Source organism: Pseudomonas alloputida (assembly GCF_021283545.2).
Lineage (GTDB): Bacteria > Pseudomonadota > Gammaproteobacteria > Pseudomonadales > Pseudomonadaceae > Aquipseudomonas > Aquipseudomonas alloputida.
On sequence record NZ_CP128540.1, the window covers coordinates 1,744,130 to 1,768,832 of the forward strand.

Consider the following 24,703-nt stretch of genomic DNA (forward strand, 5'->3'; position numbering starts at 1 on the left):
GGAGTAGCGGACCGTGCGTATTTCAACTGCTCAGTTCTATGAGACCAGCGCCACTAGCTACTCCCAGAACTACTCCAACTTGGCCAAGATTACCGAACAGGTCACCTCCAAATCGCGCATCCAATCGGCCGGTGACGACCCGGTCGGCGCTGCGCGCCTGCTGGTGCTGCAGCAACAGAGCGCCTTGTTGGAGCAGTACAGCGGAAACATGACCACGGTCAAGAACGCCCTGCTGCAGGAAGAGAGCGTGCTATCGACCATCAACGATGCCCTGCAGCGTGCCAGCGAGCTGGCGATCCAGGCGGGTAACGGGGGCCTGAGCGATGCCGACCGTACCTCGATCGCCAGCGAGATCAAGGAAATCGAAGCCAACGTGTTCGGTCTGCTGAACTCGCGCGATGCCAACGGCGACTACATGTTTGGCGGCTCCAAGTCGTCGACCCCGCCCTATGTGCGCAACGCCGACGGCACCTACAGCTACCAGGGCGACCAGACCCAGCTGAGCCTGCAGGTGTCCGACACCTTGCGCCTGGCGACCAACGACACCGGCTACAGCATTTTCGACCAGGCCACCAACAACAGCCGCACCCAGTCGAGCCTGGTAGCACCGTCGCCGGATGACGGCAAGGTATTGCTGTCTGGCGGCCTGTTGACCTCGGCCACCACCTACGGCAATCAGTTTGCCGCTGGTCAGCCGTATTCTGTCACCTTCACCAGTGCCACCGAGTACAGCGTGAGGGATGCCGCCGGCAATGACATCACCAATGAAACCGCCGGCAAGGGCAAGTTCGACGTCAATACCGAAGGCGGCAAGATGATCTCGCTGCGCGGTGTCGACTTCGAGATCAACCTGAACCTGGCGGAAGGTGACGATGCTGACGCCGTCGTTGCCGGCCATGTGTTCACCCTCGAAGCCAAGCCCGATACCCTCACTGCGACGCGTAGCGCGGGCAACCCGTCGACGGCGCAGGTGACCGGCACCAGCGTTACCGACCCGGAAGCTTACCGTAGCACCTTCCCAAGCAACGGCGCGGTGATCCGCTTCACCAGCGACACCGAGTATTCTCTGTATGCGCAGCCGTACAGTGCCGACAGCAAGCCGATTGGCTCGGGTACAGTAGGGGCGGGCAACGCAGTGACGGTGGCAGGCGTTACCTACCAGTTCGACAGCGCGCCGAAGCAAGGCGACCAGTTCTCGGTCAATGCCAATACCCATCGCACGCAGAACGTACTGGATACCTTGGGTCAGCTACGCAGCGCTCTGGAAAAGCCGCTGGACACGCCCGAGGCGCAGGCTGCACTGAAAACCGCCACCGACTCGGCGATTTCCAACCTGGCCAGTGCCCGGGATCGTATCGACATTACCCGTGGTTCGATCGGTGCGCGGGGCAACTCGCTGGATATTCAGGCGCAGGAAAACGAAAGCCTGGGGCTGGCCAACCAAAGCACACAAAGTGCCATTGGCGATACTGACATGGCCTCGGCCACCATTCAGCTGACCCTGCAGCAGGCCATGCTTGAAGCTTCGCAACTGGCGTTTGCGCGCATTTCTCAGCTAAGCCTGTTCGACAAGATCTAATCTGCCTGCCTGATCCTGGGGCTGCTGCGCAGCCCTATCGCGACACAAGGCCCCCACAGGTCGTCCTCTCTCCTGGAGGTGGCGTATTCGTGGGAGCGGCCTTGCGTCGCGAAAGGGCCGCGATGCGGCCCCATCGATATCTGCTGCGAAGCTGATCATTCGGGGTCCAGTGCCCGCCCGGTCATTCCGCAAATTCCCCAGTCCCCACACCCTCGCCACGGCTTTCGTAGCATTTCAATGTGACCAATGAGTCAAAACGCTCATCTTCCCTGTATTCTATGCAGCAGCTGTTGCAGCATTTTGTTACCGGTGCGCAGGCGAGCCCTGGCTACAACCCCTGGCGGTGGCCGCTCCGGTATTTGGCGCCCTCAATTCATCGAGTGGTGGTCTTTGGCTGTTTTCATTGGGAAGCCAGAATGATTGGCATCAAAAGCATTGCGAGTTACGTGCCCACCGCTGGCCTGGACAACTACGTTCAGGGTGCGAAGTTCGGCAAGGACGAAGAGTTCATGTTCGGCAAGATCGGTGCGTCGTTCCTGCCGCGCAAGGCCGAAGAGCAAGAAACCTCCGACTTGTGCGTAGAGGCCGCCCAGGCACTGTTCGCCAGCAACCCCGACCTTGATCCGCAATCGATCGATGCGTTGATCGTGGTCACCCAGAACGGCGACGAAGAAGGTCTGCCGCACACCGCAGCCATCGTCCAGAGCAAACTTGGCCTGTCTACCCGCGTGGCGGCGTTCGACGTGTCGCTTGGCTGCTCCGGCTATGTGTATGGCCTGTATGCGATCAAAGGCTTCATGGAGGCGGCAGGCCTGAAGAACGGCCTGCTGATCACCGCCGACCCGTATTCGAAGATCGTCGACCCGGAAGACCGCAACACCACCATGCTGTTCGGCGACGCCGCCACGGCAACCTGGATGGGTGAAAACGCGGTTTGGAACCTGGGCCAGGCGCGTTTCGGCACTGACGGTTCCGGTGCCGAGCACCTGAAAGTCAGTGACGGCAAGTTCTTCATGAACGGCCGCCAGGTATTCAACTTCGCCCTGATCAAGGTGCCAGCGCACCTGCACGAGCTGCTGGATGCCAGCGGCCTGAAGTCGTCGGATATCGACGCCTTCTGCATCCACCAGGGCAGTGCGGCGATTGTCGACGCCGTGGCGCGACGCTTTGAAGAGCAACACCCGGAGAAGTTCGTCAAGGACATGCTGGAAACCGGCAATACGGTGTCCTCCAGTGTTCCGCTGCTGCTGCAGAAGCACATGCTCGATGGCAGCTGGAAGCGCGTGGCGATCAGTGGCTTTGGCGTGGGCCTGTCGTGGGGCTCGGCCATCCTGTACCGCGACTGATCCCAGTCAGCCCCTAAAAGCGCCCGGCGGCCACCGCCCGGCGCTTTTTTTTCTGCCGAAAATAAGCTTCTGCCTAACGCAGCCCATTGTAGGAGCGGGTTCACCCGCGAACACCGGCAAAGCCGGTGCCACCCATCGCGTCTCCTTCTTCGCAGCCTCACCCGCTCCACCGACGGGATGAGGCATTCAGCCCAGTTCAAACAGTTTTTGACGCCAATAAACCGCCCTTAACCCCTTGATTTCTCAGGGCTGGCCCCATGCCAGTATTTTTTTTTTGAAAAAACCCTCAAGCAACCCGCGCACCCGACGATAACCATTACGAAGGTTCTCTAGGCCACACCCGGCTGTCGCCAGGGCCGGAAGCCGCAGTATCCATACAACGAGGAATTCGTCATGGCTTTGACCGTTAACACCAACATCACCTCCATGAGTGTTCAGAAGAACCTGAACAAGTCGTCCGACGCCTTGGGCACCACCATGGGTCGTCTGTCCTCTGGCCTGAAAATCAACAGTGCCAAAGACGACGCCGCAGGCCTGCAGATCTCCAACCGTCTGACCACTCAAATCAAAGGTCTGAGCGTTGCGGTCAAGAACGCCAACGATGGTATCTCTATTGCGCAAACTGCTGAAGGCGCCATGGCGACTTCAGGCAACATCATGCAGCGTATGCGTGAACTGGCCCTGCAATCGGCGAACGGCTCGAACAGCGATGACGACCGCGCCTCCATGCAGCAGGAGTTTACCGCGCTGTCGGGCGAGCTCACCCGTATTGCTAACACCACCACTTTCGGTGGCCGTAATCTGCTCGATGGCACCTTCTCCGGCAGCAGCTTCCAGGTTGGCGCGAACTCCAACGAAAGCATTTCGTTTGGCATGAAAGATGTCAGCGCTACCTCGATGAAGGGCAACTACAACGAAGCCAGCGTTGCCGGCGGTGTTGCTACCCTGCAAGCCAGCGTCACCGGTGCAGCCGGTAAGTTCGGCACCAACAATGCTGGCAGCACTTCTGCTTCGGTTGTGGGTACTGCAGGCGCGGGCGTATTTGATAAGCCGACCATCGGTGCTGCTGCCGGTAACTTGGTGCTGAACGTTGGTACCACCACCACCACCATCGCTGCTGCGGCAGGCGACACCCTGCAGGATGTGGTTGACAATATCAACCTGGAAACTAGCAATACCGGTGTTACCGCTAGCATTGACAGCGCCACTGGTGCACTGAAGCTCGACGGCACCCAGGCATTCACCATCGATGCCAGCACTGATGACGTCTTGAGCACTGCCTTGGGTCTGGCCGAGGCCGGTGGTGCCCAGCTGTCGAAAACCGGTACTGCCAACCTGCGTGATGGTGTATTGGGGGCCGGTGGTGCCGGTAACCTGACGCTCGGCTCTACCAACATTGCATTGGTTGCGACTGACACCCTATCTTCGGTAGTCGGCAAGGTTAATGCTCAAACCGGCACGACTGGTGTAACGGCTTCCATTGACAGTGCCACTGGGCAACTGAAACTGAACTCGGCTGCCGGCTTCGACGTAGGTGGTACTGCGGGTACCTTGACTGGCCTGGGTCTGACTGCAGGTTCTGTTGCCATCGCGCCTCAGACTACCGGTCTGGCGTCGGCTGCTTCGATCGACATCAATGGCACTACCTTCAACTTCGCTCAAGGGGATGACCTGGATGCGATCGTTGACAACATCAACAACAACGGTGCAGGTGCTGTCGGTTCGGGTACTGCCCTGACTGGCGTCACTGCCAAAAATGATAACGGTCGCCTGGTGCTGACTTCGGCCAATGGCCAGGACATCAAGTTGGACAATGGTTCTGGCGTGACTGGGCAAGGGGCACTGGCTGCCGTAGGTCTGAACTCGGGCACCACCAAGGCTGGTTTGGTTGCTGATACCTCCATCTCTCTGAACGGCGTAGAAGTCAAGTTCAAGAAAGGTGATGACATGGATAGCATCGCAGCCTCCATCAACGCCGCCAGCACCGGTGTCAACGCCAGCGTTGTGGTTAATGCCGGCAGCAGCACTCTGTCGCTGTTCGCTGACCAGGACATCACCGTTGCTGATGGCAGCAATGGTACCGGTCTGGCCGCGCTGGGTCTGACTGCTGTTGCAGGCAAGACCTCTGCCGTCGAGATGGAATCTACCGTTTCCAACCTGAACATCACGGACGCGCAAAGTGCTCAGCAGGCTATCCAGGTTCTGGATGGTGCCATGCAGTCGCTGGACTCCCAGCGTTCCCAGCTGGGTGCAGTGCAGAACCGTTTCGATAGCACTGTCGCTAACCTGCAGTCGATCTCGGAAAACTCCACCGCAGCCCGTAGTCGTATCCAGGATGCCGACTTTGCTGCCGAAACTGCGGAGCTGAGCAAGCAGCAAACCCTGCAGCAAGCTTCCACCGCTATCCTGTCGCAGGCGAACCAGCTGCCATCTTCGGTACTGAAGCTGCTCGGCTAATTCGATTCTGTGATGAATCGCGAAAGGGTGCGGCAACGTACCCTTTCGTTTTCTGATTCTACGAGGCAAGCATCATGGATATGAGTGTCAAGCTGAACTCTGTTCTCTCTGCGCCCGCCACTCAAGAAGCCAGGAGTGCACAGCCATCGAGCAGATCGAATGCTGAGCTACCAGACGTGCCGACCAAGGAAGTCCAGCGGCCGGAACTCGAGAAAGCGGTCAGCGACATACAAGAATACGTAAAAGCTTCGCAGCGGCAGTTGGATTTTTCCGTGGACGATTCCACGGGGACCCTGGTGGTCAAGGTTATTGCCACCGGTAGTGGCGAAGTCATTCGACAGCTTCCAAGTGAGGCAGCCCTGAGCCTGGCTCGCAGTCTGGCGGAGGGTGATGGTTTTTTACTTGATGACAATGTGTAATGTTGGCATGAGTCTTGACTCGGATTGTGTCTCGCTCATTCATCGTCAAGCAATTGGCATTCGCTGATCAGGGATATAAAGCAATGGCAAGTACAACAGTCAGTGGTATCGGCTCCGGCGTCGATACCCAGTCGATTGTCAAGGCTCTGGCCGATGCCGAAAAGGCGCCCAAGCAACAGCAGATCACTACTCAACAGAAGACTACGACCACACAAGTGTCTGCTGTGGGCATGATTAAGAATGCATTGGATACCTTCCGCTCTGCGATTGCCAAGCTGAATACATCCACGTCTTTCACAGGGCTTGCGGGTACGTCTTCGGATGAAAAAGTCGCCAAGGCAACCGTGACCGCGTCCGCTTCTGCGGGTAACTACGCGTTGGAAGTCACTCAGCTCGCCACTTCTTCGAAGATCACCACGGATGTTTTTGCTGGAGGAGTTTCTTCCGTCGTAAACAATAGCGGTGATCCCCAGACCTTGACCATTTCCAAGTCCTCTGCGGACTACAATGTCACGATCCCGGATGGGGCGACCTTGCAACAGGTTCGCGACCTGATCAATAAACAACTGGGCTCACAAGGCATCAATGCCAACATCCTGACGGATGCCAAGGGTTCACGGCTGGTAATGAGTTCTTCGACGACTGGAGAAGGTTCCGATATTACTTTGAGCGGTGACTCCTCCCTCGTCCAGAATGCCACGCCCGGCGCGCCGGCTCAAAATGCAAAATACACGATTGACGGCCTGGAGCTTGAATCCAAGAGTAATACGGTTACTGGCGCCATCAGTGGCGTCAACTTCGAGTTACTAGCTGAGGGTAAGTCAAGGCTCAGCGTTGCGACCAATACCACTACGCTGAAAACCTCTGTGCAATCTTTTGTCAGTGCGTACAACGCCCTGATCACGGCAATCAACACGCAGACCAAAGTCACGGCCACTGGCGATGCCAGCACTACCACCGCCGGTGCGTTGACCGGGGATGCAACGATGCGCGCTTTGGTCTCGACAGTGCGTAACGAGCTGGTGAAGAGCACCGGGGCGGGGAGCATCTCCATGCTTTCGCAGATGGGGATCAATACCGATCAGCAGACGGGCCTGTTGGTGCTGGACGATACCAAGTGGGACAAGGCTGTTGCCAAGGGTGCAGCCGATATCGCGGCGGTGTTCACCGGTGACAAGGGCCTGATCAAGCGCATGACTGCGGCCACGGATGCTTACACTGGCACGACCGGAATCTTGGCAACGCGGACAAAGAACCTCAACGACAACCTAACTGAGCTCACCAAGCAGCAAGAGGCGCTTGATCGTCGTATTGAGACATTGACGGCCACGCTGACAGCCAAATACAACGCGATGGATACCCTCGTCGCCAAGCTCAATGCCACGAGTTCGAGCGTGATGACGACCCTGAACGCGATGAACAAGGCCAATAACGACGACTGATGGTCGTATTCAAGATCTTTGGGGCTAAGCCGATCACTTAGGTATGTAGCCCCTGTGTAGCCCCGTTCAAAGAGGATCCCCCATGCACCCGATGAGAGCCCTTCGCCAGTACCAGAAGGTCAATTCCCACGCCCAGATTTCTGAAGCCACTCCGCACCGCCTGGTGCAGTTGCTGATGGAGGGCTCGCTCGATCGCATGGCTCAGGCCAAGGGCGCGATTGCGCGCGGTGATGTGGCGCTGAAGGGTGTAATGCTGGGCAAGGCCATTGACATTATAGGTGGTCTGCGTGAGGGGCTGGATAAGGAAAAGACCGATAACCCAGACGAACTGGATCGCCTCGACAGCCTGTACGACTACATGGCTCGCCGCCTGACTCAGGCCAATCTGCATAGCGATCCGGCCATGATTGACGAAGTCGCGCAGTTGATGATCACTGTCAAAAGCGGCTGGGATGCCATCGCCTCCGCCGAGCAATAATACCGTAAGGAGCCCCCCATGAGCGCGCTGCAGCAAATCGAAGACACCCGCCTTGCCCTGAGCGAGGCCCTGCAAGTGCGCGACTGGGCTGCCATTGGTGAGTTGGACTTGGCCTGTCGTGCGCTGATGGATGAATTACTGCGAGAGAATCAGGATGATGAGGCCGAAATCCGGGCCAATCTGGAAGCGCTGATGGCGGTTTATCGTCAGCTGATCGACGTTGCAAGTGACGAGCGTCAATCCTTGGTCGCACGAATGTCGAATATCAACCAAGCGAAACACGCCACAAAGGTATACCATCTGTTCAGCTGAAGCTGGGCAGAGAGCAACGCTTCGGCGCCATAAATTTGACTGCCTTTAAGTTTTTGACTTTACTAGTGGCTGTTTTCGAATTTCAGACGTCCGAACACTGACCATTCAGTCGGAATGATGTCGAGCACGCCCCTGCAGGGCGCCGATATGACTAGGGAAGTTGCTATTGCATGTGGCGTGAAACCAAGATTCTGCTGATCGATGACGACAGCGCGCGCCGCCGCGACCTTGCGGTGGTGCTGAACTTCCTCGGCGAAGAAAACCTCGCGTGTGCCAGCCATGACTGGCAGCAGGCGGTCGAGCCATTGTCCTCGAGCCGCGAAGTGCTGTGCGTGCTCATCGGCACCGTGAATGCTCCGGGCAATCTGCTTGGGCTGCTTAAGACAGTGGCTACCTGGGATGAGTTCCTTCCGGTTTTGCTTTTAGGTGAAATTTCTTCCGCCGAGCTGCCGGAAGACCTTCGCCGCCGGGTGCTTTCCAACCTGGAAATGCCGCCAAGCTACAGCCAATTGCTGGACTCGCTGCACCGTGCCCAGGTCTACCGCGAAATGTATGACCAGGCGCGCGAGCGGGGTCGCCAGCGCGAACCCAATCTGTTCCGCAGCCTGGTTGGCACCAGTCGTGCCATTCAGCACGTGCGGCAGATGATGCAGCAAGTGGCGGATACCGACGCCAGCGTGCTGATCCTGGGTGAGTCCGGCACCGGCAAGGAAGTGGTAGCGCGCAACCTGCACTACCATTCCAAGCGCCGCGAAGCGCCGTTCGTGCCGGTCAACTGTGGCGCGATCCCGGCCGAGCTGCTGGAAAGCGAACTGTTCGGCCACGAGAAGGGCGCCTTTACCGGGGCCATCACCAGCCGTGCCGGGCGTTTCGAACTGGCCAACGGCGGTACCCTGTTCCTCGACGAAATCGGCGACATGCCGTTGCCGATGCAGGTCAAGCTGCTGCGTGTGCTGCAGGAGCGTACCTTCGAGCGCGTGGGTAGCAACAAGACCCAAAGCATCGACGTGCGCATCATCGCTGCGACGCACAAGAACCTCGAAACCATGATCGAGGACGGCACCTTCCGCGAAGACCTGTACTACCGCCTGAACGTGTTCCCTATCGAAATGGCGCCGCTGCGTGAGCGGGTGGAAGACATCCCGTTGCTGATGAACGAGCTGATTTCGCGCATGGAGCACGAGAAGCGCGGTTCCATTCGCTTCAATTCCGCCTCGATCATGTCGCTGTGTCGTCACGGCTGGCCGGGCAACGTACGCGAGCTGGCCAACCTGGTCGAGCGCATGGCGATCATGCACCCGTACGGGGTCATTGGCGTGTCGGAACTGCCGAAGAAATTCCGCTATGTCGATGACGAAGACGAGCAGATGGTCGACAGCCTGCGCAGCGACCTGGAAGAGCGCGTGGCGATCAATGGCCACACACCAAACTTCAGCAACCACGCCATGCTGCCGCCCGAAGGCCTGGACCTCAAGGACTACCTGGGTAGCCTGGAGCAGGGCCTGATCCAGCAGGCGCTGGACGATGCCAACGGTATCGTTGCGCGCGCGGCTGAACGTTTGCGTATTCGCCGTACCACCCTGGTCGAGAAAATGCGCAAGTACGGCATGAGCCGCCAGGGCGGTGAGGACCAGGCGGAGGATTGATGTTTGGGCTGGGTGTTCGCCTTGGGGGTTGCGTTTGGGCGGGGTGTTCGCCTTGAGGTTTTTGTTTGGGCGGCGCTCGATCTCCGCGGCACAACAAAACTCACGGCGAACCCTTCTCGGTCTTAACGCAATCCTACGTCAAACCCAAACCCCCATCTCCGGCACGGCTATTGCTACACCGCTGGCAACACACCGTTTTATGACGGTCAGCCACGCGAGAGAGCACGATGCCCCAGGCCGCCCACGTATCCCGAGCCCCCGATCAGCAGGGGCAAACCCCGGTCGCGCAGGACAGCGGCCAGGGTATCGCGCAAGCCTTTGCCCTGTTCAATCAGGTGTCCAGCCAGCTGAGCCAGTCCTACAGCCTGCTTGAAGCCCGGGTCAGTGAGCTCAAAGGTGAGCTGGCCGTGGTCAGCGCCCAGCGCATCGACGAACTGAGTGAAAAGGAACGCCTGGCCAACCGCCTGCAGAACCTGCTGGACTTGCTGCCTGGCGGGGTGATCGTGATCGATGGTCAGGGCCTGGTGCGCGAAGCCAACCCGGCCGCCTGCGAGTTGCTCGGTGAGCCTCTGATCGGCCAATTGTGGCGCCAGGTGATCGCCCGTAGCTTTGCCCCGCGCAAGGACGACGGCCACGAAGTCTCGCTGCGCGACGGTCGCCGCCTGTCGATCGCCACCCGCTCACTGGATGCCGAGCCTGGCCAATTGGTGCTGCTCAACGACCTGACTGAAACCCGTCGCCTCCAGGACCAGCTGGCTCGCCACGAGCGGCTGTCGTCGTTGGGGCGCATGGTTGCCTCGCTGGCCCACCAGATCCGCACGCCGCTGTCGGCAGCCATGCTGTATGCCGGCCACCTGGCCGACAACGAGCAAGCGCTGAGCGCGCAAACCCGTCAGCGCTTCGCCGCGACCTTGAAGGAGCGCCTGCACGAACTGGAACACCAGGTGCGCGACATGCTGGTGTTTGCCCGTGGCGAGTTGCCACTGGGGGACCGGGTGACCCCGAAAGCGCTGTTCCAGGCCCTGCAACAGGCGGCCCAGGCGCATGTGCAGGGGCACGCCGTGCGCTGGCAGTGCGACAGTCATCTGGGTGAGCTGCTGTGCAACCGCGACACCCTGGTCGGCGCCTTGCTCAACCTGATTGAAAATGCCCTGCAGGCCAGCGATGGCCCGGCGCGGCTGAAGGTGCACCTGTACCGCCGCGAACGTAGCTTGCACCTGTGCGTCAGCGATGCCGGCAGTGGCATCGATGCAGGCTTGCTCGGTCGTTTGGGCGAACCGTTCCTTACCACCAAGGCCACCGGTACCGGCCTGGGCCTGGCCGTGGTCAAGGCGGTGGTGCGTGCGCATCAGGGCACGATCAACCTGCGCTCGAAAGTCGGCCGTGGTACCTGCGTGCGGGTAGAGCTGCCGTTGATCGACGGGCAATTGGCGGAGGGGGTGTAATGGCAATCAAGGTGCTGCTGGTCGAGGATGACCGCGTATTGCGCCAGGCGCTGGGCGATACCCTGGAAATCGGCGGTTTCGCCTACCAGGCAGTGGGCAGTGCCGAAGAAGCGCTGGAGGCCGTACTCGAAGACGCGTTCAGCCTGGTGGTCAGTGACGTCAACATGCCCGGTATGGATGGGCACCAGTTGCTGAGCCAGTTGCGCCGCCAGCAGCCACAGTTGCCGGTGCTGTTGATGACGGCGCATGCCGCCGTCGAGCGTGCGGTCGAGGCCATGCGCCAAGGCGCCGCCGACTACCTGGTCAAACCGTTCGAGCCCAAGGCGCTGCTCAACCTCGTGGAGCGGCATGCCGCCGGGCGTGTGACCGGCGAAGAAGGGCCGGTGGCCTGCGAGCCGGCCAGTCGCCAGTTGCTGGAGCTGGCGGCCCGTGTGGCGCGCAGTGACTCGACCGTACTGATTTCCGGCGAGTCCGGTACTGGCAAGGAAGTGCTGGCGCGCTACATTCACCAGCAGTCGCCGCGTGCGGCGCAGCCCTTCGTGGCGATCAACTGCGCGGCGATCCCCGACAACATGCTCGAGGCCACCCTGTTCGGCCACGAGAAGGGCGCCTTCACCGGCGCTATCGCGGCTCAGGCTGGCAAGTTCGAGCAGGCCGAAGGCGGCACCTTGCTGCTCGACGAAATCTCGGAAATGCCCATGGCCTTGCAGGCCAAGCTGCTGCGTGTGCTGCAGGAACGCGAGGTGGAGCGGGTAGGCGGGCGCAAGCCGATCAGCCTGGACATTAGGGTGCTGGCCACCACCAACCGCGACCTGGCCGGCGAAGTGGCGGCTGGGCGCTTCCGCGAAGACCTGTACTACCGCCTGTCGGTGTTCCCGCTGGCCTGGCGCCCGCTGCGTGAGCGGCCGGGCGATATCCTGCAGTTGGCCGAGCGCCTGCTGGCGCGCCATGTGGCCAAGATGAAGCATGCCTCGGTGCGCCTCTCGCCAGCGGCTCGGGCCTGCCTGCAGGCATATGCCTGGCCGGGCAACGTGCGCGAACTGGACAACGCCCTGCAGCGGGCGTTGATTCTGCAGCAGGGTGGCGTGATCGAGGCGGCGGATTTTTGTCTGGCAGGCGCCATTCCATTGTCGGCTGGCACCGAGCCATCTCTCGAGGTGGTTGCTGATGCCGGCGGCCTGGGGGATGACATGCGTCGTCACGAGTACCAGATGATCATCGACACCCTGCGCGCCGAGCGCGGCCGCCGCAAAGAGGCGGCCGAACGCCTGGGGATCAGTCCGCGGACGTTGCGCTACAAGCTGGCGCAGATGCGCGATGCCGGGTTTGACGTCGAGGCCAGCCTGTTCGGCTGACTGGCAAATCATCTGCAACTGGCGCGGACCTCTGTGGGAACGGCCTTGTGTCGCGAATGGGGCGCGAAGCGGCCCCAGGTCTTCAGCTCCGCCGCAAAGATCGCCGGGGCCGCTCTGCGGCCCTATCGCGACGCAAGGCCGCTCCCGCAGGAATTGTGTGATCTCTGGGAAATGAGTTGCGAAGGCTGGCACCTTTGTTGCTTTAGGTAGGTCATTCGCCGCATGACTGTCAAAAAAATGCGGCCGCAGGAGAGAGAAGGGTCATGAGCCAAGGTGTTGAATTCAATCGTCTGATGTTGGACATGCGGGCCATGCAGGCCGATGCCATGTCGCTGCCCAAGGTAACTGCCGCCCCCGAGCTGGCGCCAGGGCAAAGCACCTTCGCCGACATGCTCGGCCAGGCCATCGGCAAGGTGCATGAGACGCAGCAAGCCTCGACCCAACTGGCCAACGCGTTCGAAATCGGCAAGAGCGGCGTCGACCTGACTGACGTGATGATCGCTTCGCAAAAGGCCAGCGTGTCGATGCAAGCCATGACCCAGGTACGCAACAAGCTGGTCCAGGCGTACCAGGACATCATGCAGATGCCGGTTTGAGGACGGATGTAACCCATGGCTGAAGCAGTCGTCGAAAACGCCCCCGCCAAAGCTGGCTCGCCAGCGGCCAAGCCGCCGCTGTTTGGCATGGCGTTTCTGGAAAACATCTCGCAGATGCCCATGCTGCGCCAGATCGGCCTCCTGGTCGGCCTGGCGGCCAGCGTGGCCATCGGCTTTGCCGTGGTGCTGTGGTCGCAACAACCCGATTACCGTCCGTTGTACGGCAGCCTGTCGGGCATGGACACCAAGCAGGTCATGGACACCCTGGCCGCTGCTGACATCCCCTATAACGTGGAGCCCAACTCGGGGGCCCTGCTGGTCAAGGCCGACGACCTCTCCCGTGCGCGCCTGAAACTGGCAGCCGCCGGCGTGGCGCCGAGCGACGGCAATGTCGGCTTCGAACTGCTCGACAAGGAGCAGGGCCTGGGCACCAGCCAGTTCATGGAAGCCACCCGCTACCGCCGCAGCCTGGAAGGCGAACTGGCACGTACCGTTTCCAGCCTCAACAACGTCAAGGCCGCGCGCGTGCACCTGGCCATCCCGAAAAGTTCGGTGTTCGTGCGTGATGAACGCAAGCCCAGCGCCTCGGTACTGGTCGAGCTGTACCCAGGCCGTGCACTGGAAGCCGGGCAGGTGATGGCCATCGTCAACCTGGTCGCCACCAGCGTGCCGGAACTGGACAAATCCCAGGTCACCGTCGTCGACCAGAAGGGCAACCTGCTGTCCGAGCAGATTCAGGATTCCGCGCTGACCCAGGCCGGCAAGCAGTTCGACTACAGCCGCCGGGTGGAAAGCATGCTCACCCAGCGTGTGCACAACATTCTGCAGCCGGTGTTGGGCAACGACCGCTACAAGGCCGAAGTGTCCGCCGACCTCGACTTCAGCGCGGTCGAGTCCACCTCCGAACAGTTCAACCCCGACCAGCCGGCGTTGCGCAGCGAGCAGTCGGTCGACGAACAACGTGCCAGCAGCCAAGGCCCGCAAGGTGTGCCTGGCGCGCTGAGCAACCAGCCGCCAGGCGCCGCTTCGGCACCGCAGACCACTGGTGGCGCGGCTACCCCGGCTGCTGCCATTCAGCCTGGCCAGCCGCTGGTGGATGCCAACGGCCAGCAGATCATGGACCCGGCCACCGGTCAGCCGATGCTCGCGCCGTACCCGTCAGACAAACGTCAGCAAAGCACCAAGAATTTCGAGCTGGACCGTTCCATCAGCCACACCCGCCAGCAGCAGGGGCGCATGGCCCGCCTGTCGGTAGCGGTGGTGGTGGACGACCAGGTCAAGATCGACCCGGCCACAGGCGATACCACGCGGGCACCGTGGGGTGCCGAGGACCTGGCGCGCTTTACCCGCCTGGTGCAGGACGCAGTCGGCTTCGATGCCAGCCGTGGCGACAGCGTGACGGTGATCAACGTGCCGTTCGCCGCCGACCGTGGCGAGGAAATCGCCGACATCGCCTTCTACCAGCAGCCGTGGTTCTGGGATATCGTCAAACAGGTGCTGGGCGTGGTGTTCATCCTGGTGCTGGTGTTCGGCGTGCTGCGGCCAGTGCTGAACAACATTACCGGGGGCGGCAAGCAGGCTGCCCCGGACAGCGACATGGAGCTGGGCGGCATGATGGGTCTGGATGGCGAACTGGCCAACGACCGCGTCAGCCTGGGTGGCCCGACAAGCATTCTGCTGCCTAGCCCGAGCGAGGGTTACGAGGCACAGCTCAACGCAATCAAAGGCCTGGTGGCCGAAGACCCGGGCCGTGTGGCTCAGGTCGTGAAAGACTGGATCAACGCCGATGAGTGATAACCGAGCCGTTACCGCCAAGCTGAGCCGCGTCGACAAGGCGGCGATCCTCCTGCTCTCGCTGGGCGAGACCGATGCGGCCCAGGTGCTGCGGCACATGGGCCCGAAGGAAGTGCAGCGGGTGGGTGTGGCCATGGCGCAGATGGGCAATGTGCACCGTGACCAGGTCGAACAGGTGATGAGCGAGTTCGTCGACATCGTCGGCGACCAGACCAGCCTGGGCGTCGGTTCTGATGCGTACATCCGCAAGATGCTCAACCAGGCCCTGGGCGAGGACAAGGCCAACGGCCTGGTCGACCGCATCCTGCTCGGCGGCAATACCAGCGGCCTGGACAGCCTCAAGTGGATGGAGCCGCGTGCCGTGGCCGACGTGATCCGCTATGAGCACCCGCAGATCCAGGCCATCGTGGTCGCCTACCTCGACCCCGACCAGGCCGGTGAAGTGCTGAGCAACTTCGACCACAAGGTGCGCCTGGACATCGTCCTGCGCGTGTCATCGCTGAACACCGTGCAGCCGGCGGCGCTGAAGGAGCTGAACCAGATCCTCGAGAAGCAGTTCTCGGGCAACTCCAACGCCGCGCGCACCACCCTGGGTGGTATCAAACGTGCTGCCGACATCATGAACTTCCTCGACAGCTCGGTGGAAGGCGCACTGATGGACGCGATCCGTGAAATCGACAGCGACCTGTCGGAGCAGATCGAAGACCTGATGTTTGTCTTCAACAACCTGGCCGACGTCGACGACCGGGGCATCCAGGCGCTGTTGCGCGAAGTGTCCTCCGACGTGTTGGTGGTGTCGCTCAAGGGCGCCGACGAGCGGGTCAAGGACAAGATCTTCAAGAACATGTCCAAACGTGCTTCGGAACTGCTGCGTGACGATCTGGAGGCCAAAGGGCCGGTACGGGTCAGCGACGTGGAAACCGCGCAGAAAGAAATCCTCACCATTGCCCGGCGCATGGCCGAGGCCGGCGAGATCGTGCTCGGCGGCAAGGGCGCCGAGGAAATGATCTAAGGTATTCGCGATCCCATAGCCGACGCCGCCTTTTGTAGGAGCGGGTTTACCCGCGAAGGCGTCGGTCCTGGCAATCGAGGTTGTCGCTGCCGACGCATTCGCGGGTGAACCCGCTCCTACAAGGGACCGTGTCGGCCGAACATGGTTTGAGAACATGACAGCATGCCCACCAAAGAACACCACCCCAGCGACCTGATCCGTGCCCGCGACCTCGAGGGCGTGGATGTGTGGACGCTGCCAAGCTTCGACCCGGAACCGGAGCCCGAACCGGAGCCTGAGCCTGAGCCCGAGGTCATCGAGGAAGTCGAGGAAGTGCCGCTGGAAGAAGTCCAGCCGTTGACCCTGGAAGAGCTCGAAGCCATCCGTCAGGAGGCTTACAACGAGGGCTTCGCAACCGGTGAGCGCGAGGGCTTCCACAGCACCCAGCTCAAGGTTCGCCAGGAGGCCGAAGAGGCCCTGAAAACCAAACTCGACAGCCTCGAGCGGCTGATGGCCAACCTGATGGAGCCGATTGCCGAGCAGGACACGCAGATCGAGAAAAGCCTGGTGCACCTGATCGCGCACATGAGCCGCCAGGTGATCGGCCGCGAGCTACGCAACGATTCCAGCCAGATCACTCAGGTGCTGCGCGAAGCGCTCAAGCTGCTGCCCATGGGCGCGGACAATATCCGCATCCACCTCAACCCGCAGGATTTCGAGCTGGCCAAGGCCCTGCGCGAACGCCATGAGGAGAACTGGCGGCTGCTGGAAGACAGCACGCTGCTACCGGGTGGTTGCCGCATCGAGACGGCCCACAGCCGTATCGATGCCACCATGGAAACGCGTATCGAAAAAGCGGTGACGCAGCTGTTCGACCAGTTGCACGATCATTCCCTGCACCCGGCGGCGCCAGACATGTCGATAGACCTGGACGCGCCGGCCGAGCGTGCCGTGGACAGCCCAGATGCGCCTTGAACGCACCAGCTTCGGCAAGCGTCTGGGCACTTACGCTGAGGCCATCGAGCTGCCGGCCCAGCCCATCGTCGAAGGCCGCTTGCTGCGTATGGTCGGCCTCACCCTGGAAGCCGAAGGCCTGCGCGCAGCAGTGGGCAGCCGCTGCCTGGTGATCAACGATGACAGTTATCACCCGGTGCAGGTCGAGGCCGAAGTCATGGGCTTTGCCGGGCCCAAGGTGTTTCTGATGCCGGTGGGCAGTATCGTCGGCATCGCGCCGGGGGCCCGGGTCGTGCCGCTGGATGACGGCGGCCGTCTGCCCATGGGCATGAGCATGCTGGGCCGGGTGCTCGACGGCGCCGGCCGTGCGCTGGATGGCAAGGGCGGGATGAAGGCCGAGGACTGGGTGCCGATGGACGGCCCGGTGATCAACCCGCTCAACCGCGACCCTATCAGCAAGCCGTTGGATGTGGGCATTCGCAGTATCAACGGCCTGCTTACCGTCGGCCGTGGCCAGCGGTTAGGCCTGTTCGCCGGTACCGGTGTGGGTAAATCGGTATTGCTGGGCATGATGACCCGTTTCACCGAAGCCGAAATCATCGTGGTCGGCCTGATCGGTGAGCGGGGGCGCGAGGTGAAGGAATTCATCGAGCACATCCTTGGTGAAGAGGGCCTCAAGCGCTCGGTGGTGGTGGCTTCGCCGGCCGACGATGCGCCGCTGATGCGCCTGCGCGCCGCCATGTATTGCACACGCATTGCCGAGTACTTCCGCGACAAAGGCAAGAATGTGCTGTTGCTGATGGACTCGTTGACCCGTTTCGCCCAGGCCCAGCGGGAAATTGCCCTGGCCATCGGCGAGCCGCCAGCCACCCGGGGTTACCCGCCCTCGGTGTTCGCCAAGCTGCCCAAGCTGGTGGAGCGGGCAGGCAATGGCGAACCTGGCGGTGGTTCGATCACTGCGTTCTATACCGTGCTGTCTGAAGGCGACGATCAGCAAGACCCGATCGCCGACTCGGCGCGGGGCGTGCTTGACGGCCACTTTGTACTGTCGCGTCGGCTGGCTGAGGAAGGCCATTACCCGGCCATCGACATCGAAGCGTCGATCAGCCGGGTCATGCCCCAAGTGGTCGATGCCGACCACTTGCGCCAGGCGCAGAAGTTCAAGCAACTGTGGTCGCGCCTGTCGCAAAGCCGCGACCTGATCAGCGTGGGTGCCTATGTAGCTGGCGGTGATCCGGAGACTGACCTGGCCATTGCCTTGCAATCGAAGCTGGTTGAGTTTCTGCGCCAGGGCCTGCGCGAGAACGTGGGCATGGCGCAGAGCCGCGAACAGCTGGGGGCGATTTTCACGCCCCCGGCAGGTTGATAAGCCATGGCGCTGCCCGGACGTGCCGCGCGCCTGGCGCCGGTGGTGGACATGGCCGAAGAGGCCGAGCGCAAGGCGGCTCAGCGCCTTGGCCATTTCCAGCAGCAGGTGGCCACGGCCCAGGCCAAGCTGGCCGAGCTGGAGCGCTTTCGCGAGGATTACCAGTTGCAGTGGATCAACCGCGGCGGGCAAGGGGTCAATGGCAGCTGGCTGGTCAATTACCAGCGCTTTCTGGGGCAGCTGGAAACGGCCATGACCCAGCAGCGCCAGAGCCTGGTCTGGCACCAGAACAACCTCAATAACGCCCGTGGTACCTGGCAGCAGGCCTATGCCCGGGTGGAAGGTTTGCGCAAGCTGGTACAGCGCTACCAGGACGAGGCCCGGCGCGCTGAAGACAAGCGCGAGCAGCGCTTGCTGGATGAGCTGTCGCAGCGTCTGCCGCGGCAAAACCCTCTATAGGTGTTCGCCGCAGGCCTTGCAGCGGAATAATTGGCCCGAAACAAATGAGAGGTCTTGCCCGCGAAGAGGCCGGTACAGGCCATCAAAGCCATGAGCCTGCATCCGCTTGCCTCCCCCACCATCGCCTGCTAAACCTTAAAGCAGTTGCATCCGCCATCATCGAAGGAATCGCTAGCATGGCAGTCGAGACTGATTTTTCGCAGGACGGGAAAAAGCTGACCATCAAGATCAAGGGGCGCTTCGATTTCGGCAAGCATCAGGAGTTTCGCGACGCCTACGAACGCCAGCCCAGGCGGCCGGATTCGGTGGTCGTCGACCTGAAGGACACCACCTACCTCGACAGCTCCGCGCTCGGCATGCTGCTGTTGCTGCGCGACCACGCGGGCGGCGACGAGTCGGATGTGCGGGTAGTGCATGCCAGCTCCGATGTGCGCAAGATTCTCGCCATCTCCAATTTCGAAAAACTCTTCGATATCAGTTGAGCGCCGACATGCCGGCCGAACAGGCGTTAACCGTGCTGGTCGCCGAAGACAGTGCTGTCGATCGCCTTCTGCTTGCGCAGATCGTGCGTCGCCAGGGGCATCAGGTATTCACCGCTGAAAACGGCGAGCAGGCGGTAGCGCTGTACCTCGAGCGGCGCCCGCAACTGGTGCTGCTGGACGCCCTGATGCCGGTCATGGATGGCTTCGAGGCGGCGCGGCAGATCAAGGCATTGGCTGGCGAAGCGCTGGTGCCGATCATTTTCCTGACGTCGCTGAATGAAGAAGAGGGGCTGGTGCGTTGCCTGGAGGCGGGGGGCGATGATTTCATGGCCAAGCCCTACAGCGCGGTGATCCTGGCTGCCAAGATTCGCGCCATGGACCGCCTGCGTCGCTTGCAGGCAACGGTACTGGAACAGCGTGACCAGATCACCCGGCATCACCATCACCTGCTTAACGAGCAGCGGGTCGCCAAGGCGGTGTTCGACAAGGTGGCCCACTCTGGTTGCCTTTCTGCGCCCAACATTCGCTACCTGCAATCGCCTTACGCGCTGTTCAATGGCGACCTGATGCTGGCGGCATTTACCCCGGCCGGCGACATGCGTGTGCTGCTTGGCGATTTCACCGGTCACGGCCTGCCGGCGGCGGTCGGCGCCATGCCGATGGCTGAGGTGTTCTACGGCATGACCGCCAAGGGCTACGGCATGGCGCAGATCCTGCGCGAGATGAATGCCAAGCTCAAGCGCATCCTGCCGGTGGATATGTTCTGCTGTGCGCTGCTGCTCAATCTCAGCATGCAGCGCGGCTCGGTGGAGGTGTGGAATGGCGGTATGCCTGATGGCTATCGCCTGTCGGTGGATGGCCAAGTGCTGTCGGCACTGAGTTCGCGGCACCTGCCGCTGGGCATTCTGGCCGCTGAGCGTTTCGATGACAGCACGGAGGTGTTGCCGCTGGCACCGGGCGAGCGCCTGTTGCTGCTGTCAGACGGTGTGATCGATACCGCCGACGACCAGGAATGCCTGTTTGGCGTACAGCGCCTGCGAGCGGTGCTGGCCGACAACCGCGACCCGGTGAAGTTGTTCGATGAGCTGATGCTGGCCCTGGAGCGTTTTGGTGGGCAGCCACGCGATGACATCAGCTTGTGCGATATTCGCATGTTCACTGCCGAGGAGCGGGTGGCGGCCCCGATGATCTACTCTGATAGTGGCCGCTCCAGCCCGCTGGACTGGTCGCTGAGCTTCGAGGTGCGTGGCGAAAGCCTGAAACGCTTCAACCCTGTGCCGTACCTGGTGCAGTTGTTGCAGGAAATTCATGGCCTGCGCGCACGTACCGGCAACCTGCACAGTGTGCTTAGCGAGTTGTATTCCAATGCGCTGGAGCATGGTGTGCTGGGCCTGGACTCGCAGCTCAAGCGCGATGTGCAAGGCTTTACCGACTATTACCAGGAGCGTGCCCGGCGCCTGGGTTCGCTGACCGAAGGCTTTGTAAGCATCGATTTCAAGGTTGAACCGCATGGCGGCGGTGGGCGTCTGATGATCGAGGTGCGCGACAGCGGTGCCGGCTTCGACGTGCAGCGCGTGCTTGCGCGGCCTTCGCCGGACCAGGGGCTGAGCGGCCGCGGTCTGAATCTGGTGCGGCAGTTGGCCAGTGACGCGCGCTGGAGTGAGGGCGGGCGTTGCGCGCATGTGGAGTTCGTATGGTGAGCCACGGGTTGGCTCGGGCATAATCTGGCTTGATCAAGGAGTGAACAAGTGACTGACATGCATATTGACCACAAGGTACTCAGTGACCTGCGTGAGGTCATGGAAGATGGCTACCTGCAGTTGGTGCAGACTTTTCTGGACGACTCGGAGCGGCGTCTTGGGCAGTTGCACGCGGCCAAAAGCGCCGAGGAGCTTGGCGCGGCAGCTCACAGTTTCAAGGGCAGCAGCAGCAACATGGGCGCGGTGGCCTTGGCCAGCCTGTGTCAGCAGCTCGAAGAGCGCGCGCGGCGGCCCCCGTTGTACGGTATTGAAGACTTGATCAGCCGCATCGACATGGAATTCGTCGTTGTGCAGCACTTTTACCGTGGTGAGCAGCAACGTATTTCCGCAGGCTGATACGCGAGTTGGCGCGAGTCTTGCCTGTCTCTGCCTGAATGATTTTTTGTTTCTGGCGCGGAGACCGCTCGATGCCTGTCGCACCCAACCCTTTGCTGCAAGCCAATGCCATTGCCAAAACCTCGCGTTCGGCCACCGTGCAGGCGGACAAACCGCTGCAGGCGCTGGGTGACAAGGGCGATGCCTTTGGCCAGGTGATGGCCAGGCAGGGCCGCGACAAGGTTACCGGGCAGGACGACAAGGTCGCTCAGGCCAAGCCCAAGGACAAACCTGATGCGGCAGCTGGCGGCAAGAAAGACCCGGCTGGCAAAGCTGCAGTTGCCGATGACGGCAACAAGTTGCCAGAAGAGGATTCGGCCCAGGCCGATACGGGTGTGCGTGATGCCAGCCTGGTGGCCGGTCAGGTCACTGATGCCCAGCCTGGCGCACAACTGATTCAGGCGCAGGCCGAGGCGGTGGCGCCCGTGCTGCAGGCGGCCACGGCGCAAACCCAGGTTTCCGCAGCACTGCCTGAAGAGCCGTCCGCCGAGGAGGCCTTCGATCCGGATGCTGACCCCCTGGCCAACCTGCCGACCCTGCGCCTGGCGCTGGAGCACAGTGCCCAGGCCAAGGGGGGCACCTCGGCACATGCCCTTGATGCTGCCCAGGCTCAGGGCGAGGAAGGGCAGGCGGCCGTCAATACCTTGGCGAATCTGGTCGAGGATACCGATGGCGAAAGCGCTGAATCCGGTGGCAAGGCCTTTGGTGCCTTGCTTGAAGACGGCCTGAAAGACACCAAGAGCGCCAGCAGCGACACCCGCATCGATGATTTTGCCAACCGCCTGGCCAGCCTGACCCAGGCGGCCACGGCCAAGACCGCCAACGCCGTACCGGCCACTGCGAACCCGCTGCATCAGCCATTGCCGATGAACCAGAACGCTTGGGCCGAGGGCCTGGTCAACCGGGTCATGTACCTGTCCAGCCAGAACCTCAAGTCGGCTGATATCCAACTGGAGCCAGCAGAACTCGGTCGCCTCGACATTCGCGTCAATGTTGCGGCGGACCAGGCCACCCAGGTCACCTTCATCAGCGGCCACGCCGGCGTACGTGACGCCCTCGACAGCCAGGTGCACCGCCTGCGCGAACTGTTTGCCCAGCAGGGGTTGGCGCAGCCGGATGTCAACGTGGCTGACCAGTCGCGCGGGCAGCAACAACAGCAGGGGCAGGCGCAGGGCAGCAACCTTTCCGGGGTGGCGGCGCGCCGGGCCGAGCAGGGTGGGGCCGAAGCGGTCGATAGCGCCCGGCCTTTGGAGCAGCAGGTGGTTGTCGGCGACAGTGCGGTCGATTACTACGCCTGATAACTGTTGGCCTGGGCTGGCTTCTTCGCGGGCGAGCCCGCGAAGAAGCCAGCACCGCAAAACCTGCTGGAATCCATCCCCTGCAAAATCTGGCATAACACTTGCTCAAGCCAAGCCATTCTCCTTTGAACCCCCGATGGACGACGGATTATTGGCATGGCGAAGAGCGAAGCAGTCAAAGACCCCGCCACTAAAGGCAAACTCAAGCTGATCCTGCTGGCTGTCGTCGGCCTGTTGCTGGCGATCGGCCTTTCGGTGGGCGCTACCTGGTTCATCATGCACAAGAGCGAGCCGGCTCCGGCCGCTGAGGCCACGGCCAGCAACGTCAAGCCAGGGGCGATATACGAGGCGCTGACCCCGGCCTTCGTGGTCAACTTCAACCAGAACGGCCGCCAGCGCTACATGCAGCTGAGTATCACCCTACAGGCGCGTAACCAGGCCGACCTGGATGCCCTCAAGGTGCACATGCCGGTGATCCGCAACAACCTGGTGATGATGTTCTCCGGGCAAGGGTTCGACACCCTCGCCAGCAGCCCGGTAGGGCAGGAGATGCTGCGCCAGAAGGCCACCGCGGTGGTCCAGGAAGTGGCGCAGAAGGAAGTCGGCAAGCCGGTCATCGACCAGTTGCTGTTCACCAATTTCGTATTGCAGTAGGAGTCCGCAATGGCCGTACAGGACCTGCTGTCCCAGGATGAAATCGATGCCCTGTTGCATGGCGTCGACGACGGGCTGGTGCAGACCGAGAGTGCATCCGAGCCTGGCAGTATCAAAAGCTACGACCTGACCAGTCAGGACCGTATCGTGCGGGGTCGCATGCCGACCCTGGAAATGATCAACGAGCGCTTCGCCCGCTATACCCGTATCAGCATGTTCAACCTGCTGCGCCGCTCCGCTGACGTGGCCGTGGGTGGCGTGCAGGTCATGAAGTTCGGCGAATACGTGCACTCGCTGTACGTGCCCACCAGCCTCAACCTGGTCAAGATCAAGCCGCTGCGCGGCACTTCGCTGTTCATCCTCGACGCCAAGCTGGTGTTCAAGCTGGTGGACAATTTCTTTGGCGGCGATGGCCGCCACGCCAAGATCGAAGGGCGTGAGTTCACCCCGACCGAACTGCGTGTGGTGCGCATGGTGCTGGACCAGTGTTTCGTCGACCTCAAGGAAGCCTGGCAGGCGATCATGCCGGTCAGCTTCGAGTACATGAACTCCGAGGTCAACCCGGCCATGGCCAACATTGTCGGCCCCAGCGAAGCGGTGGTGGTGTCCACCTTCCACATCGAACTGGACGGTGGCGGCGGCGATCTGCACGTGACCATGCCGTACTCGATGATTGAGCCGGTGCGAGAAATGCTCGATGCCGGTTTCCAGTCGGACCTGGACGACCAGGACGAGCGCTGGGTCAAGGCCCTGCGCGAGGACGTGCTGGACGTGGCCGTGCCAATGACCGCCACGGTCGCCCGACGCCAGCTGAAGCTGCGCGACATCCTGCACATGCAGCCGGGTGACGTGATCCCGGTGGAGCTGCCCGAGCACCTGGTGCTGCGCGCTAACGGGGTGCCAGCGTTCAAGGCGCGGCTGGGCTCGCACAAGGGCAACCTGGCCCTGCAGATCATCGACCCGATCGAACGCCGCTGACGGTGTGCCGGTCGCTTACAACGAATTGAATGCCTGTCGAGGAAATCATGGCTAACGAAAACGAGATCACCTCCCCAGAGGACCAGGCACTGGCCGATGAGTGGGCCGCAGCGTTGGAAGAAACCGGTTCTGCCGGCCAGGCCGACATCGATGCACTGCTGGGCGGGGACACCGGCAGCAGCAGCGGCCCGGGCCGCCTGCCGATGGAAGAATTCGCCAGCTCGCCGAAGCCGAATGAAAATGTCAGCCTCGAAGGCCCGAACCTGGACGTGATCCTGGACATCCCGGTGAACATTTCCATGGAAGTGGGCAGCACCGAGATCAACATCCGCAACCTGCTGCAGCTCAACCAGGGCTCGGTGATCGAGCTCGACCGCCTGGCCGGCGAGCCGCTCGACGTGCTGGTCAACGGCACGCTGATCGCCCATGGCGAAGTGGTCGTGGTCAACGAAAAGTTCGGCATCCGCCTGACCGACGTGATCAGCCCCAGCGAACGTATCAAGAAGCTGCGCTGAGT

23 protein-coding genes are annotated in these 24,703 nt (G+C 61.6%); all 23 read left to right on the plus strand.

Going from position 1 to position 24,703, the window contains the following annotated elements; all coding sequences use genetic code 11:
• The first annotated feature begins 13 nt into the window (after positions 1-13).
• The 23 genes from LU682_RS08105 to fliN all read left to right on the plus strand — a co-directional run bounded on the left by LU682_RS08105 (position 14) and on the right by fliN (position 24,701).
• The gene (locus LU682_RS08105) at positions 14-1,579 is read left to right on the plus strand and encodes a flagellar hook-associated protein 3 (RefSeq protein ID WP_003254454.1); all 1,566 of its coding nucleotides are present in this window, start codon (positions 14-16) and stop codon (positions 1,577-1,579) included.
• 416 nt (positions 1,580-1,995) lie between these two features.
• The gene (locus tag LU682_RS08110) at positions 1,996-2,925 is read left to right on the plus strand and encodes a ketoacyl-ACP synthase III (protein WP_003254453.1); all 930 of its coding nucleotides are present in this window, start codon (positions 1,996-1,998) and stop codon (positions 2,923-2,925) included.
• 393 nt (positions 2,926-3,318) lie between these two features.
• Complete coding sequence (locus LU682_RS08115) at positions 3,319-5,382, plus strand: flagellin N-terminal helical domain-containing protein (protein WP_010955097.1); 2,064 nt, start codon at positions 3,319-3,321, stop codon at positions 5,380-5,382.
• A 74-nt stretch (positions 5,383-5,456) separates the two neighbouring features.
• Positions 5,457-5,801: a flagellar protein FlaG gene (locus tag LU682_RS08120; RefSeq protein ID WP_010955096.1), complete on the plus strand. Its 345-nt coding sequence runs from the start codon at positions 5,457-5,459 to the stop codon at positions 5,799-5,801.
• A gap of 83 nt (positions 5,802-5,884) precedes the next feature.
• On the plus strand, positions 5,885-7,243 hold the full coding sequence (fliD, locus tag LU682_RS08125) for a flagellar filament capping protein FliD (RefSeq protein WP_232885740.1): 1,359 nt from the start codon (positions 5,885-5,887) through the stop codon (positions 7,241-7,243).
• An 82-nt stretch (positions 7,244-7,325) separates the two neighbouring features.
• Entirely contained in the window at positions 7,326-7,721 is a 396-nt protein-coding gene (gene fliS, locus LU682_RS08130; protein WP_003254447.1) for a flagellar export chaperone FliS, read from the plus strand.
• 18 nt (positions 7,722-7,739) lie between these two features.
• Positions 7,740-8,033, plus strand: a complete 294-nt coding sequence (fliT, locus tag LU682_RS08135) for a flagellar protein FliT (RefSeq protein WP_010955094.1) — start codon at positions 7,740-7,742, stop codon at positions 8,031-8,033.
• A 170-nt stretch (positions 8,034-8,203) separates the two neighbouring features.
• Entirely contained in the window at positions 8,204-9,679 is a 1,476-nt protein-coding gene (fleQ, locus tag LU682_RS08140) for a transcriptional regulator FleQ (RefSeq protein WP_010955093.1), read from the plus strand.
• Positions 9,680-9,906: 227 nt separating this feature from the next.
• Positions 9,907-11,124, plus strand: coding sequence for a sensor histidine kinase (locus tag LU682_RS08145; protein ID WP_010955092.1), 1,218 nt, complete (start codon positions 9,907-9,909; stop codon positions 11,122-11,124).
• Positions 11,124-12,479 carry a sigma-54-dependent transcriptional regulator gene (locus tag LU682_RS08150; protein ID WP_010955091.1) on the plus strand — a complete coding sequence of 452 codons (1,356 nt, stop codon included), beginning with the start codon at positions 11,124-11,126 and terminating at the stop codon, positions 12,477-12,479. The genes LU682_RS08145 and LU682_RS08150 overlap by 1 nt, the downstream gene beginning before the upstream one ends.
• A gap of 263 nt (positions 12,480-12,742) precedes the next feature.
• The gene (fliE, locus tag LU682_RS08155; protein ID WP_003254438.1) at positions 12,743-13,075 is read left to right on the plus strand and encodes a flagellar hook-basal body complex protein FliE; all 333 of its coding nucleotides are present in this window, start codon (positions 12,743-12,745) and stop codon (positions 13,073-13,075) included.
• A 15-nt stretch (positions 13,076-13,090) separates the two neighbouring features.
• Positions 13,091-14,869, plus strand: coding sequence for a flagellar basal-body MS-ring/collar protein FliF (fliF, locus tag LU682_RS08160; RefSeq protein ID WP_010955090.1), 1,779 nt, complete (start codon positions 13,091-13,093; stop codon positions 14,867-14,869).
• Entirely contained in the window at positions 14,862-15,881 is a 1,020-nt protein-coding gene (fliG, locus tag LU682_RS08165; RefSeq protein WP_003254434.1) for a flagellar motor switch protein FliG, read from the plus strand. The genes fliF and fliG overlap by 8 nt, the downstream gene beginning before the upstream one ends.
• Before the next feature lie 162 nt (positions 15,882-16,043).
• A complete protein-coding gene (fliH, locus tag LU682_RS08170; RefSeq protein WP_010955089.1) occupies positions 16,044-16,835 on the plus strand; it encodes a flagellar assembly protein FliH in 792 nt (263 codons plus the stop codon).
• Positions 16,825-18,180 carry a flagellar protein export ATPase FliI gene (gene fliI / locus LU682_RS08175; protein WP_010955088.1) on the plus strand — a complete coding sequence of 452 codons (1,356 nt, stop codon included), beginning with the start codon at positions 16,825-16,827 and terminating at the stop codon, positions 18,178-18,180. The genes fliH and fliI overlap by 11 nt, the downstream gene beginning before the upstream one ends.
• A 6-nt stretch (positions 18,181-18,186) precedes the next feature.
• Positions 18,187-18,639, plus strand: a complete 453-nt coding sequence (fliJ, locus tag LU682_RS08180; protein ID WP_060489125.1) for a flagellar export protein FliJ — start codon at positions 18,187-18,189, stop codon at positions 18,637-18,639.
• A gap of 176 nt (positions 18,640-18,815) precedes the next feature.
• On the plus strand, positions 18,816-19,121 hold the full coding sequence (locus LU682_RS08185; protein WP_003254426.1) for an STAS domain-containing protein: 306 nt from the start codon (positions 18,816-18,818) through the stop codon (positions 19,119-19,121).
• 8 nt (positions 19,122-19,129) lie between these two features.
• Positions 19,130-20,821, plus strand: a complete 1,692-nt coding sequence (locus tag LU682_RS08190; RefSeq protein WP_010955086.1) for a fused response regulator/phosphatase — start codon at positions 19,130-19,132, stop codon at positions 20,819-20,821.
• 48 nt (positions 20,822-20,869) lie between these two features.
• Positions 20,870-21,217, plus strand: a complete 348-nt coding sequence (locus LU682_RS08195; protein ID WP_004577674.1) for an Hpt domain-containing protein — start codon at positions 20,870-20,872, stop codon at positions 21,215-21,217.
• Positions 21,218-21,288: 71 nt separating this feature from the next.
• Positions 21,289-22,554, plus strand: coding sequence for a flagellar hook-length control protein FliK (locus LU682_RS08200; RefSeq protein ID WP_010955085.1), 1,266 nt, complete (start codon positions 21,289-21,291; stop codon positions 22,552-22,554).
• Positions 22,555-22,710: 156 nt separating this feature from the next.
• Positions 22,711-23,208 carry a flagellar basal body-associated protein FliL gene (gene fliL, locus LU682_RS08205; protein WP_010955083.1) on the plus strand — a complete coding sequence of 166 codons (498 nt, stop codon included), beginning with the start codon at positions 22,711-22,713 and terminating at the stop codon, positions 23,206-23,208.
• Between the two features lie 9 nt (positions 23,209-23,217).
• Positions 23,218-24,186 (plus strand): flagellar motor switch protein FliM, encoded by a 969-nt coding sequence (fliM, locus tag LU682_RS08210; RefSeq protein WP_003254418.1) that lies wholly within the window; start codon positions 23,218-23,220, stop codon positions 24,184-24,186.
• Between the two features lie 47 nt (positions 24,187-24,233).
• A complete protein-coding gene (gene fliN / locus LU682_RS08215) occupies positions 24,234-24,701 on the plus strand; it encodes a flagellar motor switch protein FliN (protein WP_029615633.1) in 468 nt (155 codons plus the stop codon).
• Positions 24,702-24,703 lie beyond the last annotated feature (2 nt).

Bases quoted from the DNA above. Each gene is read 5' to 3' on its own strand.
- fliS (WP_003254447.1), top strand. From the start codon at position 7,326: ATGCACCCGATGAGAGCCCTTCGCCAGTACCAGAAGGTCAATTCCCAC.
- LU682_RS08145 (WP_010955092.1), top strand. From the start codon at position 9,907: ATGCCCCAGGCCGCCCACGTATCCCGAGCCCCCGATCAGCAGGGGCAA.
- LU682_RS08150 (WP_010955091.1), top strand. From the start codon at position 11,124: ATGGCAATCAAGGTGCTGCTGGTCGAGGATGACCGCGTATTGCGCCAG.
- fliH (WP_010955089.1), top strand. From the start codon at position 16,044: ATGCCCACCAAAGAACACCACCCCAGCGACCTGATCCGTGCCCGCGAC.
- LU682_RS08185 (WP_003254426.1), top strand. From the start codon at position 18,816: ATGGCAGTCGAGACTGATTTTTCGCAGGACGGGAAAAAGCTGACCATC.
- fliF (WP_010955090.1), top strand. From the start codon at position 13,091: ATGGCTGAAGCAGTCGTCGAAAACGCCCCCGCCAAAGCTGGCTCGCCA.
- fliJ (WP_060489125.1), top strand. From the start codon at position 18,187: ATGGCGCTGCCCGGACGTGCCGCGCGCCTGGCGCCGGTGGTGGACATG.
- fliD (WP_232885740.1), top strand. From the start codon at position 5,885: ATGGCAAGTACAACAGTCAGTGGTATCGGCTCCGGCGTCGATACCCAG.
- LU682_RS08200 (WP_010955085.1), top strand. From the start codon at position 21,289: ATGCCTGTCGCACCCAACCCTTTGCTGCAAGCCAATGCCATTGCCAAA.
- fleQ (WP_010955093.1), top strand. From the start codon at position 8,204: ATGTGGCGTGAAACCAAGATTCTGCTGATCGATGACGACAGCGCGCGC.
- fliL (WP_010955083.1), top strand. From the start codon at position 22,711: ATGGCGAAGAGCGAAGCAGTCAAAGACCCCGCCACTAAAGGCAAACTC.
- fliM (WP_003254418.1), top strand. From the start codon at position 23,218: ATGGCCGTACAGGACCTGCTGTCCCAGGATGAAATCGATGCCCTGTTG.
- LU682_RS08120 (WP_010955096.1), top strand. From the start codon at position 5,457: ATGGATATGAGTGTCAAGCTGAACTCTGTTCTCTCTGCGCCCGCCACT.
- fliT (WP_010955094.1), top strand. From the start codon at position 7,740: ATGAGCGCGCTGCAGCAAATCGAAGACACCCGCCTTGCCCTGAGCGAG.
- LU682_RS08115 (WP_010955097.1), top strand. From the start codon at position 3,319: ATGGCTTTGACCGTTAACACCAACATCACCTCCATGAGTGTTCAGAAG.
- LU682_RS08110 (WP_003254453.1), top strand. From the start codon at position 1,996: ATGATTGGCATCAAAAGCATTGCGAGTTACGTGCCCACCGCTGGCCTG.
- fliE (WP_003254438.1), top strand. From the start codon at position 12,743: ATGAGCCAAGGTGTTGAATTCAATCGTCTGATGTTGGACATGCGGGCC.
- fliN (WP_029615633.1), top strand. From the start codon at position 24,234: ATGGCTAACGAAAACGAGATCACCTCCCCAGAGGACCAGGCACTGGCC.
- fliI (WP_010955088.1), top strand. From the start codon at position 16,825: ATGCGCCTTGAACGCACCAGCTTCGGCAAGCGTCTGGGCACTTACGCT.
- fliG (WP_003254434.1), top strand. From the start codon at position 14,862: ATGAGTGATAACCGAGCCGTTACCGCCAAGCTGAGCCGCGTCGACAAG.
- LU682_RS08190 (WP_010955086.1), top strand. From the start codon at position 19,130: ATGCCGGCCGAACAGGCGTTAACCGTGCTGGTCGCCGAAGACAGTGCT.